We start from the raw sequence: 15,382 nt of genomic DNA on the forward strand, positions 1-15,382 counted from the left end.
AACGTGGCCCCTTTCGTTGCCGTAGGGGCGCTACGCGCGTAGACGACCCCCTTTCCCTCAGGAGAGTGCGCCATCAACGCGTCCAGCAGCCCTCCGGCCGGCGCGGTCAACGGTCAGGCGACCGCTGTCGAACTCGCCGGGATCACGAAGCGATTCCCTGGCGTCGTGGCCAACCACGACATCCACCTCAGCGTCCGCAAGGGCACCGTGCACGCCCTTGTCGGCGAGAACGGCGCCGGCAAGTCGACGCTGATGAAGATTCTCTACGGCATGCAGAAGCCGGACGAGGGCACCATCGCCGTCGACGGCGAACAGGTCACCTTCTCGTCGCCGGGCGAGGCCATCGCCCGCGGCATCGGCATGGTCCACCAGCACTTCATGCTGGCCGACAACCTCACCGTCCTGGAGAACGTCGTCCTCGGCAGCGAGAAGCTGTACGGGATCGGCGCCAAGGCCCGCCGCAAGATCGTGGAGCTCTCCGAGCGCTACGGCCTCGGAGCCCGCCCCGACGTCCTCGTCGAGGAGCTCGGTGTCGCCGACCGCCAGCGCGTGGAGATCCTCAAGGTCCTCTACCGCGGTGCCCGCATCCTGATCCTGGACGAGCCCACCGCCGTCCTCGTGCCGCAGGAGGTCGACGCGCTCTTCGACAACCTGCGCGAACTCAAGGCCGAGGGCCTGTCGGTCATCTTCATCTCGCACAAGCTGGGCGAGGTCCTCTCCGTCGCCGACGACATCACGGTCATCCGGCGCGGTACGACGGTCGGCACCGCCGTTCCGTCCGAGACGACCCCGCGTCAGCTCGCCGAGCTGATGGTCGGCAGCGAACTGCCGACGCCGGAGACCTCCGAGTCGACGGTCACCGACCGGGCCGTGATCGAGGTCGAGGACCTGACGGTCTTCGCCAAGGGCACGGTGTCGATGGGCAAGGGCTCGGCGGCCCTGCTCATGGACCAGGTGGAACGCGGCGAAGTACGGCTCGTGCTCAACCACGTCTCCTTCACCATCCACGCCGGTGAGGTGATGGGCATCGCGGGTGTCGAGGGCAACGGCCAGACCGAGCTCATCGACGCGCTGATCGGCCTGAAGGCCGCCGACTCCGGTGTCATCCGCTTCGCGGGCGAGGACATCACCGGGCTGTCCACGCGCAAGCGCCGCGAGAACGGCATCGGCTACATCCCCGAGGACCGCCACCGCCACGGCCTCCTCCTGGAAGCCCCCCTCTGGGAGAACCGCATCCTCGGCCATGTCACCGAGACGCCCAACGCCAAGGGCATCTGGATCGACATCAAGGGCGCCCAGCAGGACACCCGCCGCATCGTCGAGGAATACGACGTGCGCACCCCCGGCATCGACGTCACCGCGGCCTCCCTGTCCGGCGGCAACCAGCAGAAGCTGATCGTCGGCCGCGAGATGAGCCACAAGCCGAAGTTCCTGATCGCCGCCCACCCCACCCGTGGTGTGGACGTCGGCGCGCAGGCGCAGATCTGGGACCAGATCCGCGCGGCGCGCCGTGAAGGACTCGCCGTCCTGCTGATCTCCGCGGACCTGGACGAGCTCATCGGCCTGTCCGACACGCTCCGGGTGATCTACAACGGCAAGCTGGTCGCGGACGCGGACCCGGCCACCATCACCCCGGAGGAACTCGGCTCGGCCATGACCGGTGCCGCTTCCGGACACCTGGAGAACGAGGAGCTCGCCGAAGCGGCCGAGCTCGAAGAGCCCGCCGAGAACCCGGCGGACGCCCCGGAAGACGAGGCCCGCTGATGAAGAAGTTCGACAAGGAGCGCGTGCTCCTCGGGGTGGCCGGACCGGTCATCGCGCTCGTCGTCGCCGTGGCGCTGACCTCGATCGTGCTGCTCGCCTCGGGCAAGAACCCGATCGAGCCGTACACGATCATGTTCCAGCAGGCGACGTACTCCGACATCCAGGTCCTGATCATCAACCAGGCCTCGCTGTACTACATCGCGGCGCTGGCGGTGGCCATCGGCTTCCGGATGAACCTGTTCAACATCGGTGTCGACGGTCAGTACCAGCTCGCCGCCATGATGGCCGCGGTCGTCGGCGCGCACGTCGCGCTGCCTGCCGTGCTCCAGGTCCCGCTGCTGATGGTGACCGCCATCTGCACCGGCGCGTTCTGGGCGGGTATCGCCGGTGTCCTCAAGGTCACCCGCGGGGTCAGCGAGGTCGTCGCGACGATCATGCTCAACGCGATCGCGACCTCCGTCATCGCCTACCTGTGGCTGCCCGACGTCTTCGGCGTCAAGCTCGGCAACAACAACACCACCGGCGAGATGCACAAGTCCGGCTGGATCCCCGGCTTCAGCATGGGCGACGCGGGCGAGATCTACGGTCTGGTCGTCCTCGCCGTGGTCCTCGGCATCGGCTACTGGATCGTCCTCAACCGCACCCGCTTCGGCTTCGACCTGCGCGCCTCCGGCGCCTCCGAGTCCGCCGCCGCGGCCAGTGGTGTCGACCCCAAGCGCATGGTGCTCACCGCGATGCTGCTCTCCGGCGGCATCGCCGGTCTCGCGGGTCTGCCGATCCTCCTCGGCGACACCCACACGTACAGCCTGAACTTCCCGACCGGCATCGGCTTCCTCGGTATCGGTATCGCGCTGCTCGGCCGCAACAGCCCCGTCGGCATCGCCTTCGCGTCCCTGCTGTGGGCCTGGCTCGACAAGTCCTCGCCCGAACTCGACTTCCACGGGTACGACAAGGAGATCGCGGTCATCATGCAGGGCCTGATCGTGATCGCGGTCGTGGTCTCGTACGAGGCCGTGCGCGAGTGGGGTCTGCGCCGCCAGCAGCGCCGTGTCGGCGCCGAACTCGCCGCGGGCAACGTCCTCGGCGGAACCGACAACACCAAGAAGGAGGTGGCGGGCCGATGACCACCGCAACCGACGTCAACCAGCCCACGCTGCAGCCCGGGGCTCCCAAGAGCCGCCGGATGTCGCTCCCCGTCCTCCTGCTGGTGATCGCGGGCGGCCTGGCGCTGACCTCGATCGTCCGCATCATCACCGGCGCGGACGGCATCACCAACGTCAGCCAGATGTCGACCGCGCTCGAACTGGCCGTCCCGATCGGCCTGGCCGGTCTCGGCGGTCTGTGGGCCGAGCGCGCCGGCGTCGTCAACATCGGCCTCGAAGGCATGATGATCCTCGGCACCTGGTTCGGCGCCTGGGCCGGTTACCAGTGGGGCCCGTGGACCGGCATCCTGGTCGGCGTCATCGGCGGCGCCGTCGGCGGTCTGCTGCACGCGATCATGACGGTCAGCTTCAACGTCAACCACATCGTCTCCGGTGTGGCCATCAACATCCTGGCGCTCGGCGTCACCCGCTACCTCTCCCCGCTCGCCTTCGTGGGCGTCCCGGGCGGCTCGGCCAAGCAGTCCCCACCGGTCGAGTCCCTCGGCCAGTTCACCGTGCCGGGGCTCTCCGACTGGCTCGCCACCCTGAACTCCAAGGGCTGGTTCTTCGTCTCGGACATCGCGGGTCTGCTCGGCGGTCTGGTCACCGACGTCTCCTGGCTGACCCTGATCGCCGTCGCGCTGATCCCCGCCACCTGGTGGATCCTGTGGCGCACCCCGTTCGGCCTGCGCCTGCGGTCCTGCGGCGAGAACCCGGTCGCCTCCGAGTCGCTCGGCGTGAACGTCTACAAGTACAAGTACATCGCCGTGATCATCTCCGGCGGTCTGGCCGGCCTCGGCGGAGTCTTCCTCTCCATCGTCGCCAACCCCTTCTACCTGGAGGGCCAGACAGCCGGCCGCGGCTACATTGGTCTCGCGGCGATGATCTTCGGCAACTGGATGCCCGGCGGGCTCGCCCTGGGCGCGGTCCTGTTCGGTTACACCGACAGCCTCAACCTGCGTGGCGGCTCCGAGAACGTCCACGCCCTGCTGCTGCTCGGTGCCATCCTGCTCGCCATCGGCGCGATCTGGCTCGCGGTCAAGAAGAAGTACGTGTCCGCCGTCATCACCCTGGTCATCGGCGTCCTCGTGTTCCTCTGGTACGCCACGACCAACGAGGTGCCCAGCCAGATCGTCTCCGCCACCCCGTACGTGATCACCCTTCTCGTCCTCTCCCTGTCGGCGCAGCGCCTGCGCATGCCGAAGGCGGACGGTCTGCCGTACCGGAAGGGACAGGGGAAGTGACGGCCGCCGGCGCGGACTCCGCGGACGTCGACTGGGAGGAGCTGCGGGAGGTGGCCCGTACGGCGATGACCCGTGCGTACGCCCCCTACTCGGACTTCCCCGTCGGCGCCGCCGCCCGCGTCGACGACGGCCGGATCGTCTCCGGCTGCAACGTCGAGAACGCCTCCTACGGCCTCGGCCTGTGCGCCGAGTGCGGTCTGGTCTCCGAACTGCGGGCCACCGGAGGCGGCCGGCTGACGCACTTCACGTGTGTCGACGGGCAGGGCGAGATCCTCGTCCCGTGCGGACGCTGCCGGCAGCTTCTGTTCGAGTTCGGCGGCGAGGAACTGATCCTGGAGACACCGGGCGGGCTCGTGCCCCTGTCCGAGATGCTGCCGCAGGCCTTCGGGCCGGGCCATCTCACCAAGTAATGCCCCGCGGCCCCTCCGACCGGCTGACGCCGGGGAGGGGCCGCTCATCTTTCGGAAGGAACGCCATGGCCATGGACGCCGTCTCCGTCATCCGCACCAAGCGGGACCGTGCCGAACTCAGTGATGCGCAGATCGACTGGGTCATCGACGCGTACACCCGCGGCGAGGTCGCCGACTACCAGATGGCCGCGCTCAACATGGCGATCCTGCTCAACGGCATGAACCGCCGTGAGATCGCCCGCTGGACGGCCGCGATGATCTCCTCGGGCGAGCGCATGGAGTTCTCCTCCCTGTCCCGCCCGACCGCCGACAAGCACTCCACCGGCGGCGTCGGCGACAAGATCACCCTTCCGCTGGCCCCGCTCGTCGCCGCCTGCGGTGCCGCGGTGCCCCAGCTCTCCGGACGCGGCCTCGGCCACACCGGCGGCACCCTGGACAAGCTCGAGTCGATCCCGGGCTGGCGCGCGCTGCTCTCGAACGAGGAGATGCTGCACGTCCTCGACACCACGGGCGCGGTCATCTGCGCGGCCGGCGACGGACTCGCCCCCGCGGACAAGAAGCTCTACGCGCTCCGCGACGTCACCGGCACGGTCGAGGCGATCCCGCTCATCGCCTCCTCCATCATGTCCAAGAAGATCGCCGAGGGCACCGGCTCGCTGGTCCTCGACGTGAAGGTCGGCACCGGCGCCTTCATGAAGACCATCGAGGACGCCCGCGAGCTGGCCTCCACGATGGTGGGCCTCGGCACCGACCACGGTGTGAAGACGGTCGCGCTTCTCACCGACATGTCGACGCCGCTCGGCCTGACCGCCGGCAACGCCCTGGAGGTCCGCGAGTCCGTCGAGGTGCTCGCCGGCGGCGGCCCCGCCGACGTCGTCGAGCTCACCATCGCCCTGGCGCGCGAGATGCTCGACGCGGCCGGGATCAAGGACGCCGACCCGGCGAAGGCGCTCGCCGACGGCTCCGCCATGGACGTGTGGCGCCGCATGATCGCCGCGCAGGGCGGCGACCCGGACGCCACGCTGCCCGTCGCCCGCGAGCAGCACGTCGTGACCGCCCCGGCCTCCGGTGTGCTGACCCGCCTCGACGCGTACGACATCGGCATCGCCGCCTGGCGTCTGGGCGCCGGACGCGCCCGCAAGGAGGACCCGGTGCAGGCCGGCGCGGGTGTCGAGCTGCACGCCAAGCCGGGCGACACCGTCACGGCGGGCCAGCCCCTGATGACCCTCCACACGGACACCCCGGACCGCTTCGCATACGCGCTCCAGGGGGTCGAGGGCTCGTACGACATCGCCGCGGCGGGCACCGACTTCAAGGCCGCCCCGATCGTGCTGGACCGTATCGCCTGATTGTTACGTCCAGGGCGGGGACCGGTGCTGTCGCGCCGGTCCCCGCCGCTTTCACCCCTCAGCCGAGCAGGGCCGCGATCACTACGAGTACCGGCACGGCCAGGATCGTCGAGAGCAGGATCGACTCACGGGCCAGGGACTCGCCGACCCGGTAGCGCGAGGCGTACGTGAAGAGGTTCTGCGCGGCCGGCAGGGCCGAGGTCACCACCACGTCGAGCAGCGGCGCGCCGCGCAGGCCGAACACGCCGACGGCCAGCGCCCAGGCGGCCAGCGGTTGGCCCACCGCCTTCAGCGCGACCGACAGCAGTACCGGGCCCCGGTCCGAGCCCCGGCCCGGCAGGGCGCTGCCGCACAGCGAGATCCCGAAGGCCAGCAGCACCGCGGGCACCGACATACCGCCGATCAGCCGCAGCGGTTCCAGGATCGGACCCGGCACGGTCAGGCCCGCCGCCGACACCGCCACCCCGCTCAGCGAACCGACCGCGATGGGATTGCGCAGCGGTGTGAGCAGCCGACGCCACAGGGGACCCTTCTCGCCCGCCGCGGACAGATCGAGAACGGTCAGGGCGATCGGCGTGACCATGATCTGCTGGAACAGCAGTACGGGCGCCACCAGCGAGGCGTCACCCAGCACGTACACGGCGATCGGGATACCGAGGTTGCCGGAGTTGACGTAACTGGAGCAGAGCGCGCCGATCGTCGTCCTGCCCAGGCCCCAGCGCCGTACGGCCCCCGCCGCGACGAACACCCCGGCCGCTGCGGCCGTGCTCATCGCCGTGACCAGGAGCCGGCTGGAGAAGACGACCGACAGGTCCGCCCCCGCGAGCGTCGTGAACAGCAGCGCGGGCGAGGCCACATGGAAGGCGAGCTTCGTCAGCACCTCCCGTCCGTTGTCCCCGAGGTGGCCCCGCCGCCCGATGACGTATCCGACGCCGATGACGACGGCGATGACCGCGAAGCCCGTCAGCACTCCTCGCACGAAGCCCCCTCGGCGGGCGGGGAGCAGGCCGGCAGGCCGTCGCGTATTGCGGGCGGAACCGATTCATGGGGCATGCACCCAACCCAAGAGGGCGGAGGCGGCGCGGGTCAATGTGATCTTCCGCGCCGTCCGCGATGAGTTCACGGGCGCCGGGCGGTCTACTGACCGTGGACTCCACGAAACCGGCCGTGCTCGTGCTGCCAGGACTCGTCACCCGGGACGAGGTTCCCCGGCTCTGCGAGGCTGTCCGGGCGCTCCTCGGGACGACCGGCGCCGGGGTCGTGGTCTGCGATGTCGCGGGCCTCGGGCCACCCGGCCTCACCGCCGTCGACGCACTGGCCCGCATGGAACTGGCGGCCCGCCGGGCGGGAGGCCGGATACGTCTCGCCGGCCCGGACCCGGCACTGCGCGCGCTACTGGACCTCGTCGGCCTCCGCTTCGAGACCTGCGACGGCGCCTGTCCCGCCGACTCCGCGGTCGCCGGGAGCTTCGGGCCCGTCGAGATGGAGGGGGAGTCCGAAGAGCGGGAACCAGCGGGCTGTGTCGAGGAAGAAGTGGAACCCGGAGATGCGGCCCTTTGAGATCTCCAGCACCTGCACCGACCAGGGCGTGTGGCCGCCCGCTTCCTCGTCCGGCTTGTACTGCGCGAAGCCCGGCAGGCCGTTGACCTCCACCGGGATCAGGCGCGAGTCCGCGCAGGCGGCGCCCAGCGTCGTCATGAAGCCGGTGATGTCCTGCGGGCCCCGCAGCCACAGGTCGAACGGCGGCATCGTCATGACCGCGTCCTCGTGCAGGAGTGCCGTCAGAGCCGTCATGTCGTACCCCTCGAACGCCGCCACGTAGCGTTCGAGGAGCTTCTGCTGTTCCTCGTCGAGCGGGTCGGAGGTCGCGGCGTCCGCGCCCGTCCCGTCGTTCTCCGCGAGGGTGGCGCGGGCCCGCTGGAGGGCGCTGTTGACCGAGGCGACCGTGGTCCCGAGCAGCTCGGCGACCTCGCTCGCCCGCCACGCGAGGACCTCGCGCAGGATGAGCACCGCCCGCTGCTTGGGCGGAAGCTGCTGGAGGGCCGCCATGAAGGCCAGGCGCACGGACTCCTTGGCGACCGCGGCCTCCGCCGGGTCGTCGCTCGCCGGCAGCACACGGCCGTCGGGCATCGGCTCCAGCCAGGTGTTGTCCGGACGGGGGCTGAGCGCGGCCCGGGCGAGCGGCGAGGGAGCCGTGAGATCCATCGGACGAGCCCTTCGGTTGCCCGCGTTGAGCATGTCCAGACACACGTTGGTCGCGATCCGGTACAGCCAGGACCGCATCGAGGAGCGGCCCTCGAACTTGTCGTAGCTGCGCCAGGCCCGGACCATCGTGTCCTGCACCGCGTCCTCGGCCTCGAAGGACGAGCCGAGCATGCGGTAGCAGTACCCGGTCAGCTCGACGCGGTGTTTCTCCAGCCGGACGTCCAGGTCCGCCGTCGTCGCCGTACCCTCGCTCATCGCCAATCCACCCCTGTGGCCTTTTTGATTCGCGCGTCATCGCGCCGGCACTTCGGAAGCTACCGCAGCCCACTGACAATGGCTGGCGGAGCGGGGAAAACCACAGGTCACAGGGGGTGTTCCAGAGGGTGGTCCGGGTCTGGTGGCAGTCCGGGGCGGGCCTTTGCGGGTCCCGGGCAGGCCTCTGCGGGTTCCGGACAGGGCCTCAGCGGGCCGGCACGGGCGCGGGCACGCGGCGCGAGGCGGTACGGGCCGCGCGGGAGCCGAACAGGGTGATCGAGACGACTCCGAGTACCGCGAACAGCCCCATGGCCACCGTGCCGGCCCAGCCCCCCGCGTGGAAGGCGACCGCGCCCAGCGTGCTGCCGGCGCTGGAGCCGATGTAGTACGCGGACTGGTAGAGGGCCGAGGCCTGCGCCCGGCCGGTCTTCGCGGTGTGGCTCACCGACGACGACGCCACCGCGTGGCCCGCGAAGAAGCCCGCGGTGATCAGGACCAGGCCGAGCAGGACCAGCGCCAGGGAACCGGCCAGGGACAGGAGCAGCCCGGCCGTCGTGGTGGCGCCCGCCACGTAGAGGGAGCCGCGGCGGCCGAGGCGGCCGGCGAGACGGCCCGCCGTCGACGCCGACACCGTACCGACGAGATAGACGAGGAAGACCGAGCCGACGATGCCCTGCGGGAGTGAGAACGGCGCCTCGGCGAGGCGGTAGCCGATGACCGTGTAGACCCCGCCGAACACCATCATGAACAGCGCGCCGATCGCGTACAGCCGGCACAGCAGCGGGTTCGCGAGGTGGTCGCGCACCGTGCGGGCCAGCACCCGGGGCCGCAGTGAACCCCGCGCGAAGTGCCGCGGTGCCGGAAGCAGCATCCGGAAGGCCACCGCGCAGCCCACGGCGATCAGTCCGATCGTGCCGACGGCCACCCGCCAGCCCCATTCCTGGGCCACCCAGCCGGTGATGATCCGGCCGCTCATCCCGCCGACGCTGTTGCCCGCGACGAACAGGCCGATCGCGGTGATCAGCGCCTTGGGACGGACCTCCTCCGCCAGGTACGCCGTCGCCGACGCCGGGAGTCCCGCGAGCGCCGCGCCCTGTACCGCCCGCAGCACCACCAGCGCGCCGATCGACGGCGCGAAGGGCACCAGCAGGCCCAGGGTGACCGCCACCGCCAGGGACGCCGTCATCAACGTACGCCGTCCGAAGCGCTCCGACAGCGCGCTCATCGGCAGGACGAACAGCGCGAGCCCGCCCGTCGCGGCCGACACCGTCCAGCTCGCCTCGCTCGCGCTGACCCCGAAGTCCGAGGAGACCAGCGGGAGCAGGGCCTGGGTGGAGTAGAGGAGCGCGAAGGTCGCGACGCCCGCGAGGAAGAGCGCGAAGCTCATCCGGCGGTAGCCGGGACCGCCGGGGGCCATGCGGGAATCCGCGGTGGCGGTGGGGACGGAGGCGGAGACGGTGACGGGAGCGGAGGCGGCGGCGCCCGCGGTGACGGGCGCCCCGGTACTGGCGGAAGGCATGGCTCGAACCTAAGGACCCCGTCCTTCATCCGTCCAATGCATGGAATCGCCATAATCGTTCCCATGGCGCATCAGCAGAGGTCACAGCTTCACCTGTCACCGTTCAGTGACACAGAAGACAGCGCGCACTTCGCGAGGCTGCTCGCCCCGCGCCTGGCGTACTTCGCCGGTGTCGCCCGCACCGAGCACGTCACCCGGGCCGCGGAGCAGATGGGGGTCCCGCAGTCGACCCTGTCCCGGGCCATGGTCCGGCTCGAACAGGACCTGGGAGTCGACCTGTTCGCGCGCCGTGGCCGGACCGTGTCGCTGACCCCGGCCGGCCGCACCTTCCTCGCCTCCGTGGAACGGGCCCTCGCCGAGGTCGAGCGCGCCGCCGACGAGGTGCGCGCGGACGCCGACCCGGCCACCGGCAAGGTCGCCTTCGGCTTTCTGCACACGATGGGATCGGAGACGGTGCCGGGGCTGATCCGCGCGTTCCGGGCCGACCACCCGGGCGTCCGCTTCAGCCTCGTGCAGAACTACGGGGAGGCCATGCTGGAGCGGCTGCGGTCGGGCGAACTGGACCTGTGTCTGACCTCGCCCGTGCCGGACGCCCCCGATCTGGTGGGCCGCCGGCTCGACGAGCAGAAACTCCGTCTGGTCGTGCCCGCCGATCATCGGCTCGCCGCGCGCAGGCGCGTCCGGCTCGCCGAGGCGGCCGACGAGACCTTCGTGACCCTGGAGCCCGGCTACGGGATGCGCGCCATTACGGACGCCCTGTGCCAGGAAGCGGGGTTCCGGCCGCGCATCGCCTTCGAGGGGGAGGAGGCGGAGACGCTCCGGGGCCTGGTCGCCGCCGGCCTCGGCGTCGCCCTGCTGCCGCCACCGGCCGTCGCCCGTCCGGGAGTCGTCGAACTCACGGTCACCGCCCCGCGCGCCGTGCGCGAGATCGGCGTCGCCTGGCTGGACGGCCACCCGGACACCCCGCCGGTGGCCGCCTTCAAGAAGTTCCTGCTCTCCCGCCGGGGCCACCTGCTGCCCGACTGAGCCTCCGGGCGACTCCTCTACGAGTGACTCCGCTGCCCCGCTGCCGGACCACCCGTTGCCGGACTACCGGTGCAACGACTGCCCGAAGCCCGCCGCGAGCGGCATCCGCAGGCCCAGGGGCGGCGGCGCGGCGAAGGCGTCCTCGACCGGGCGGGAGAAGGCGTGGCCGAACAGCGAGCCCAGCACGAAGTCCTCCGCGAGGGCGAGGACCTCGTGCCGGTGCTGGTGCAGCGCGTGCCCGTCCGAGTGGACCTCGAAGCGGCAGATGCCGCGGTTGGCCTTCTTCGCGCGCGCGGCGAGCCGGAAGGACAACTCCGGGTCGGTGCGCGCGTCGTTGGTGCCGTGCACGATCAGCACGCGCCGCCCGGCGAGCTGTTTCACCGGTTCGGGTGGCGCCGCGACATCGTCCTCCGGCAGCCAGGGTGCCAGCGCCAGCACGGAGTTGACGGCCGGGTGGCCGCCCGCGCGCAGCGCCGCCCGGCCGCCCATGTCGATGCCCGCCAGACATACGGGCACGTCACCGTAACGGCGGACGACCTCGTCCGCGGCCCAGGACGCGTCGGACGCGAGATGGGCCTCGCTGCCGTTCCAGCCGCGTACCCGGTAGTGCACCACGTGGCCGACCAGGCCTTCCGGGCGTCCGGCGCGGGTCAGCCGGCGCCCGAGCGCGCGTACGGAGGCGGTCGCCATCATGGGGGAGGGTCTTCGGGCCGAGGTCTCCTCGCCGCCCGGCAGCAGCAGAACAACTCCGCTGACCGCCGTCGGCTCGGGGCCGAGCGCCCTCCCCAGCCGGGCCCTGCGAACCGGCGTCGCTTGCTGTGCCATGACAGAACAGTGTCAGAAGCAAGGGTGTACGCCACCCGTCCGCACGGTCACCGTTACGTATCGACGGATTCGTACAACAGGAGATCTACGCGCGTAGGGACTAGAGTGCGAAAATGACGAGCCAGATCCGGAACACCCCGAGCTCGGAGCAGATCCGCCGGGCGCCCAAGGTCCTGCTGCACGATCACCTCGACGGGGGCCTGCGCCCCGGCACGATCGTCGAACTCGCCCGCGACACCGGCTACTCCGGCCTCCCCGAGACCGATCCCGGCAAACTCGGGATCTGGTTCCGCGAGGCCGCCGACTCCGGTTCGCTGGAGCGGTACCTGGAGACCTTCGCCCACACCTGTGCCGTCATGCAGACCCGTGAGGCCCTGGTGCGGGTCGCCGCCGAGTGCGCCGAGGACCTCGCCGAGGACGGGGTCGTCTACGCCGAGGTGCGGTACGCGCCCGAGCAGCACCTGGAGGGCGGGCTCAGCCTCGAAGAGGTCGTCGAGGCGGTCAACGAGGGCTTCCGGGAAGGGGAGCGGCTGGCCCGGGAGAACGGCCACCGCATCCGGATCGGCGCCCTGCTGACCGCCATGCGGCACGCGGCCCGCGCCCTGGAGATCGCCGAACTCGCCAACCGCTACCGAGACTCGGGCGTCGTCGGCTTCGACATCGCGGGGGCCGAGGCCGGCTTCCCGCCCACCCGGCACCTCGACGCCTTCGAGTACCTCAAGCGGGAGAACAACCACTTCACGATCCACGCCGGCGAGGCGTTCGGTCTGCCGTCCATCTGGCAGGCCCTCCAGTGGTGCGGCGCCGACCGGCTCGGGCACGGCGTCCGCATCATCGACGACATCCAGGTGCGCGAGGACGGCTCGGTGGAACTCGGCCGGCTCGCGTCGTACGTACGCGACAAGCGCATCCCGCTGGAGCTGTGCCCCAGTTCCAACCTCCAGACCGGCGCCGCGGACTCGTACGCGGCCCACCCCATCGGGCTGCTGCGGCGCCTGCATTTCCGCGCCACGGTCAATACCGACAATCGCCTCATGTCGGGTACGAGTATGAGCCGGGAATTCGAGCACCTTGTCGAGGCGTTCGGTTACTCGCTCGACGACATGCAATGGTTTTCTGTCAATGCTATGAAGTCGGCGTTCATTCCTTTCGATGAACGCCTCGCCATGATCAATGACGTGATCAAGCCTGGATATGCAGAATTGAAGTCCGAATGGCTGTTCCAGCAGACTGCTTCCACCAGCGGTTCTGCGGGAGAACAAGTCTGATCGGGCCGAATGCGAAGCGGCCGGGTCTTCACTTCTCCTCCACGACTCGGCCGCTTTTCGTTGTTTGCGGAGGGTGGGATTACGTGTTTACGGTTCTGGACCGCTCACATACCCGTCTCACCCACCCCAAGGACGCATTCACGATGAAGCAGTCTGCTGCCAAGACTCTCGGTGTCGCCGCTCTCGGCGCCGCTTTTGCCGCTGTCGGCGCGGGTGCCGCGAACGCCGCCCCGGCCGTGCCGGACGCCTCCTCGGCGCTGGACGCCGTCACCAGGACGCTGCCCGCCGAGACCGCCGCCTCGGCGCTGCCCGCTGCGGGCCAGGCGCTCGCCCAGGGCCAGAGCGCCGTCGGCACGGGTATGACCGCCGCGAACCCCGCCGCCGCCTCGCGTCTGCTCGCCGACCGGCAGGCCGCGCCCGTGACCGGACTGCTCGGAGGGCTGCCGCTGCAGGGCATGCCCACGCACGGCGTGCCGGTCAACGGGATTCCGCTGGGCTGACGCTCTCCGTAAGGACGGAGGTCCCCCGCCTGTCCGAGCGCGGGGCCTTCCGGCCGTACGAGGACGGGCCGCGCGCGTCGCGGCCGCGCCCGCTCCGGCCGTACGAACGCCGGTGGTGCACACCCTCCTCGGGTGTGCACCACCGGCGTTCGCCGTGTCCCACGCCGGCCGACGCCGGGTGCCCGTCCGGGTCACCAGGCGTTGCGGGAGACCTTGTCCTCGGACGGGAAGAGGATCCACAGCGCTATGTAGAGCAGGAACTGCGGGCCGGGAAGCAGGCAGGACACGACGAAGACGACACGCATCGTCGTCGCCGAGGTGCCGAAGCGCCGTGCCAGCGCAGCACAGACTCCGCCGATCATGCGGCCGTTCGTGGGGCGGGCAAGGGCGGTCATGGTGGCTCCTTCGCGAACCGTCGTCGAGTGCCGGCGGGGCCGACCTCGTCGTTCTCACCGGTGCCTTCACCGATGCCCTCAACGCTACGAGGACGACGTGCGCGAAACCTCGCTCCAGGGAGCGATCCCGACCCTGGGAATCGTCGGGGTCCGACCCTGAGCGTGGTCCTCCCGGCGGACGGCCGCGCGGCGCCGCGTCTCGGCCCTGCGACGGAGCCGGGCCCTGACGGCGGGCACGACCGCGAGATGTGCGAGGGCCACCCCGAGGGTGTTGAGCATGATCGAGTCGATGTCCACGACCTGGCCGGGCACCCCGGTCTGGAGCAGTTCTATGCCCAGCGAGAGCAGCACGCCGGCGGCGGTCGTCCGCAGGAGCGAGCCGAGGGGGGAGGCGGCGAGCCTGCCCCCCGCCATCGGGAGCAGCACACCCAGCGGGGCGAGCAGGCCGAGGCCCGCGGCGATACGCCGGGCCGCCACCTCGGGGCCCAGCGCGAGGTCGGCTCTGATACCCGCGAAGGGCCGCAGGTTGGCGGCGCTGACCCAGGGGACGTCCAGTGGACGCAGCGTGATCCAGGCGACGAGCGCCAGGTGTGCGACGAGGAGGACACCTCCTGCCACACGGACGCGGGTGACGGCGCTGCCGTCCTCTGAACCATGACGCTGCACGCCCCCCAAGACGCGGGCTCCGGCACGATCGGTTCCGTTGCGGTGGTTCTCAGCCTCGCAGCGTTACGAACTCCGGACAGCCGTCGACGTCGGGGACGTGTCGCCGGGCGCGGCGCGCATCTCGGGGGTGCACTCGTAACTGCGCAGGCCGGAGGGGGCGGGACCGCCGAGGACGACACTGCCGTCGTCCCGCGCCGCGGCCGAGTCCGAGAAGGTGCAGACGATCTGGCCGAGGGCCGTCGGCGTGAGGTCCTGCGGCGGGGTGCTCAGCCGGAGCGTGTCCTCGGGGTCCCCCTCGCGGGGCCCGCCGACCGTCATGCCGCCGCGTACGTCCGTCGTGTACCCGGCCTGCTCCTCGGGCGTCGACGGTGCCTCGGCGAGCTCGTCCAGCAGCGCCTGGGCCACCAGGGCCCGGCGCGCCGACTCCGCCGTACCGTCCGCGATGCGTACCGACCGGTCGACCGTGACCAGTTGTTCCGAGCAGAGCAGGAAGACCTGGACCGGCACCCCGTGCGAGGACTGGGTGGCGATGTCGGGGCCGGAGAGCGCGCAGGGCACGCGGGAGGGCGCCGGACCGAAGTCGGTCGGCACCTGTGTGGGACGGATACCGCACCCGGTGAGCAGCACGGCGAGCACCGCCACGGCCGGCCAGGGCCATGCTCCGCCCGGCCGCCGGGGCCGGAACGGGCGTGCCGGCCGCGCGGAACCCGCCGCCCGCCGCCGCCCGAGGGCCGCGGAGCCATCGGCCTGTGTGCGGGTGGTCCGTGGGGAGCCGGCGGCCTGTGGGCGGGTGGTCTCCGGGGAGGCGCCGGCC

At 71.0% G+C, this 15,382-nt stretch carries 15 protein-coding genes and 1 pseudogene; 9 read left to right on the top strand and 7 right to left on the bottom strand.

The features are described 5' to 3' along the window. Positions 1-72: 72 nt before the first annotated feature. The 5 genes from OG410_RS26015 to OG410_RS26035 all read left to right on the top strand — a co-directional run bounded on the left by OG410_RS26015 (position 73) and on the right by OG410_RS26035 (position 5,909). On the top strand, positions 73-1,764 hold the full coding sequence (locus OG410_RS26015) for an ABC transporter ATP-binding protein (RefSeq protein ID WP_329304249.1): 1,692 nt from the start codon (positions 73-75) through the stop codon (positions 1,762-1,764). Next, on the top strand, positions 1,764-2,888 hold the full coding sequence (locus tag OG410_RS26020; RefSeq protein WP_329301362.1) for an ABC transporter permease: 1,125 nt from the start codon (positions 1,764-1,766) through the stop codon (positions 2,886-2,888). The genes OG410_RS26015 and OG410_RS26020 overlap by 1 nt, the downstream gene beginning before the upstream one ends. After that, on the top strand, positions 2,885-4,150 hold the full coding sequence (locus tag OG410_RS26025) for an ABC transporter permease (protein WP_328448937.1): 1,266 nt from the start codon (positions 2,885-2,887) through the stop codon (positions 4,148-4,150). Before OG410_RS26020 ends, OG410_RS26025 begins: the two co-directional genes overlap by 4 nt. Beyond that, complete coding sequence (locus OG410_RS26030) at positions 4,147-4,560, top strand: cytidine deaminase (RefSeq protein WP_326785886.1); 414 nt, start codon at positions 4,147-4,149, stop codon at positions 4,558-4,560. The genes OG410_RS26025 and OG410_RS26030 overlap by 4 nt, the downstream gene beginning before the upstream one ends. Positions 4,561-4,625: 65 nt before the next feature. Further along, positions 4,626-5,909 (top strand): thymidine phosphorylase, encoded by a 1,284-nt coding sequence (locus tag OG410_RS26035; protein ID WP_329301363.1) that lies wholly within the window; start codon positions 4,626-4,628, stop codon positions 5,907-5,909. A gap of 58 nt (positions 5,910-5,967) precedes the next feature. On the opposite strand, the gene OG410_RS26040 is transcribed toward OG410_RS26035, so the two are convergent. Beyond that, complete coding sequence (locus OG410_RS26040; RefSeq protein WP_329301364.1) at positions 5,968-6,888, bottom strand: AEC family transporter; 921 nt, start codon at positions 6,886-6,888, stop codon at positions 5,968-5,970. A 134-nt stretch (positions 6,889-7,022) separates the two neighbouring features. Here OG410_RS26040 and OG410_RS26045 point away from each other — a divergent pair. Continuing rightward, a pseudogene (locus OG410_RS26045) lies at positions 7,023-7,262 on the top strand (STAS domain-containing protein); the annotation flags it as partial. Between the two features lie 39 nt (positions 7,263-7,301). Here the strand turns inward: OG410_RS26045 and OG410_RS26050 are convergent. Both OG410_RS26050 and OG410_RS26055 read right to left on the bottom strand, forming a co-directional pair. After that, positions 7,302-8,369: a sigma-70 family RNA polymerase sigma factor gene (locus tag OG410_RS26050; RefSeq protein WP_329301365.1), complete on the bottom strand. Its 1,068-nt coding sequence runs from the start codon at positions 8,367-8,369 to the stop codon at positions 7,302-7,304. Between the two features lie 205 nt (positions 8,370-8,574). Beyond that, positions 8,575-9,888 (bottom strand): MFS transporter, encoded by a 1,314-nt coding sequence (locus tag OG410_RS26055; protein WP_329301366.1) that lies wholly within the window; start codon positions 9,886-9,888, stop codon positions 8,575-8,577. A gap of 63 nt (positions 9,889-9,951) precedes the next feature. Here OG410_RS26055 and OG410_RS26060 point away from each other — a divergent pair, with 63 nt between their 5' ends. Continuing rightward, complete coding sequence (locus tag OG410_RS26060; protein WP_329301367.1) at positions 9,952-10,914, top strand: LysR family transcriptional regulator; 963 nt, start codon at positions 9,952-9,954, stop codon at positions 10,912-10,914. Between the two features lie 63 nt (positions 10,915-10,977). Here OG410_RS26060 and OG410_RS26065 read toward each other — a convergent pair whose 3' ends face one another. Further along, complete coding sequence (locus OG410_RS26065; protein WP_329301368.1) at positions 10,978-11,739, bottom strand: alpha/beta hydrolase; 762 nt, start codon at positions 11,737-11,739, stop codon at positions 10,978-10,980. Between the two features lie 113 nt (positions 11,740-11,852). Here OG410_RS26065 and OG410_RS26070 point away from each other — a divergent pair, with 113 nt between their 5' ends. Next, the gene (locus OG410_RS26070; protein ID WP_329301369.1) at positions 11,853-13,007 is read left to right on the top strand and encodes an adenosine deaminase; all 1,155 of its coding nucleotides are present in this window, start codon (positions 11,853-11,855) and stop codon (positions 13,005-13,007) included. A 143-nt stretch (positions 13,008-13,150) separates the two neighbouring features. Beyond that, positions 13,151-13,507 (top strand): ATP-binding protein, encoded by a 357-nt coding sequence (locus tag OG410_RS26075; protein WP_329301370.1) that lies wholly within the window; start codon positions 13,151-13,153, stop codon positions 13,505-13,507. Between the two features lie 191 nt (positions 13,508-13,698). On the opposite strand, the gene OG410_RS26080 is transcribed toward OG410_RS26075, so the two are convergent. The 3 genes from OG410_RS26080 to OG410_RS26090 form a co-directional block, all read right to left on the bottom strand. Next, on the bottom strand, positions 13,699-13,902 hold the full coding sequence (locus OG410_RS26080) for a PspC domain-containing protein (protein WP_328448921.1): 204 nt from the start codon (positions 13,900-13,902) through the stop codon (positions 13,699-13,701). Between the two features lie 84 nt (positions 13,903-13,986). Then, positions 13,987-14,568, bottom strand: a complete 582-nt coding sequence (locus OG410_RS26085) for a VanZ family protein (RefSeq protein ID WP_329304250.1) — start codon at positions 14,566-14,568, stop codon at positions 13,987-13,989. Positions 14,569-14,631: 63 nt separating this feature from the next. Further along, a complete protein-coding gene (locus tag OG410_RS26090; protein WP_329304251.1) occupies positions 14,632-15,210 on the bottom strand; it encodes a hypothetical protein in 579 nt (192 codons plus the stop codon). Positions 15,211-15,382: the final 172 nt, after the last annotated feature.

This window comes from Streptomyces sp. NBC_00659, from assembly GCF_036226925.1.
Lineage (GTDB): Bacteria > Actinomycetota > Actinomycetes > Streptomycetales > Streptomycetaceae > Streptomyces.

Bases quoted from the DNA above. Each gene is read 5' to 3' on its own strand.
- OG410_RS26020 (WP_329301362.1), top strand. From the start codon at position 1,764: ATGAAGAAGTTCGACAAGGAGCGCGTGCTCCTCGGGGTGGCCGGACCG.
- OG410_RS26025 (WP_328448937.1), top strand. From the start codon at position 2,885: ATGACCACCGCAACCGACGTCAACCAGCCCACGCTGCAGCCCGGGGCT.
- OG410_RS26035 (WP_329301363.1), top strand. From the start codon at position 4,626: ATGGCCATGGACGCCGTCTCCGTCATCCGCACCAAGCGGGACCGTGCC.
- OG410_RS26050 (WP_329301365.1), bottom strand. From the start codon at position 8,369: ATGAGCGAGGGTACGGCGACGACGGCGGACCTGGACGTCCGGCTGGAG.
- OG410_RS26055 (WP_329301366.1), bottom strand. From the start codon at position 9,888: ATGCCTTCCGCCAGTACCGGGGCGCCCGTCACCGCGGGCGCCGCCGCC.
- OG410_RS26060 (WP_329301367.1), top strand. From the start codon at position 9,952: ATGGCGCATCAGCAGAGGTCACAGCTTCACCTGTCACCGTTCAGTGAC.
- OG410_RS26065 (WP_329301368.1), bottom strand. From the start codon at position 11,739: ATGGCACAGCAAGCGACGCCGGTTCGCAGGGCCCGGCTGGGGAGGGCG.
- OG410_RS26070 (WP_329301369.1), top strand. From the start codon at position 11,853: ATGACGAGCCAGATCCGGAACACCCCGAGCTCGGAGCAGATCCGCCGG.
- OG410_RS26075 (WP_329301370.1), top strand. From the start codon at position 13,151: ATGAAGCAGTCTGCTGCCAAGACTCTCGGTGTCGCCGCTCTCGGCGCC.
- OG410_RS26080 (WP_328448921.1), bottom strand. From the start codon at position 13,902: ATGACCGCCCTTGCCCGCCCCACGAACGGCCGCATGATCGGCGGAGTC.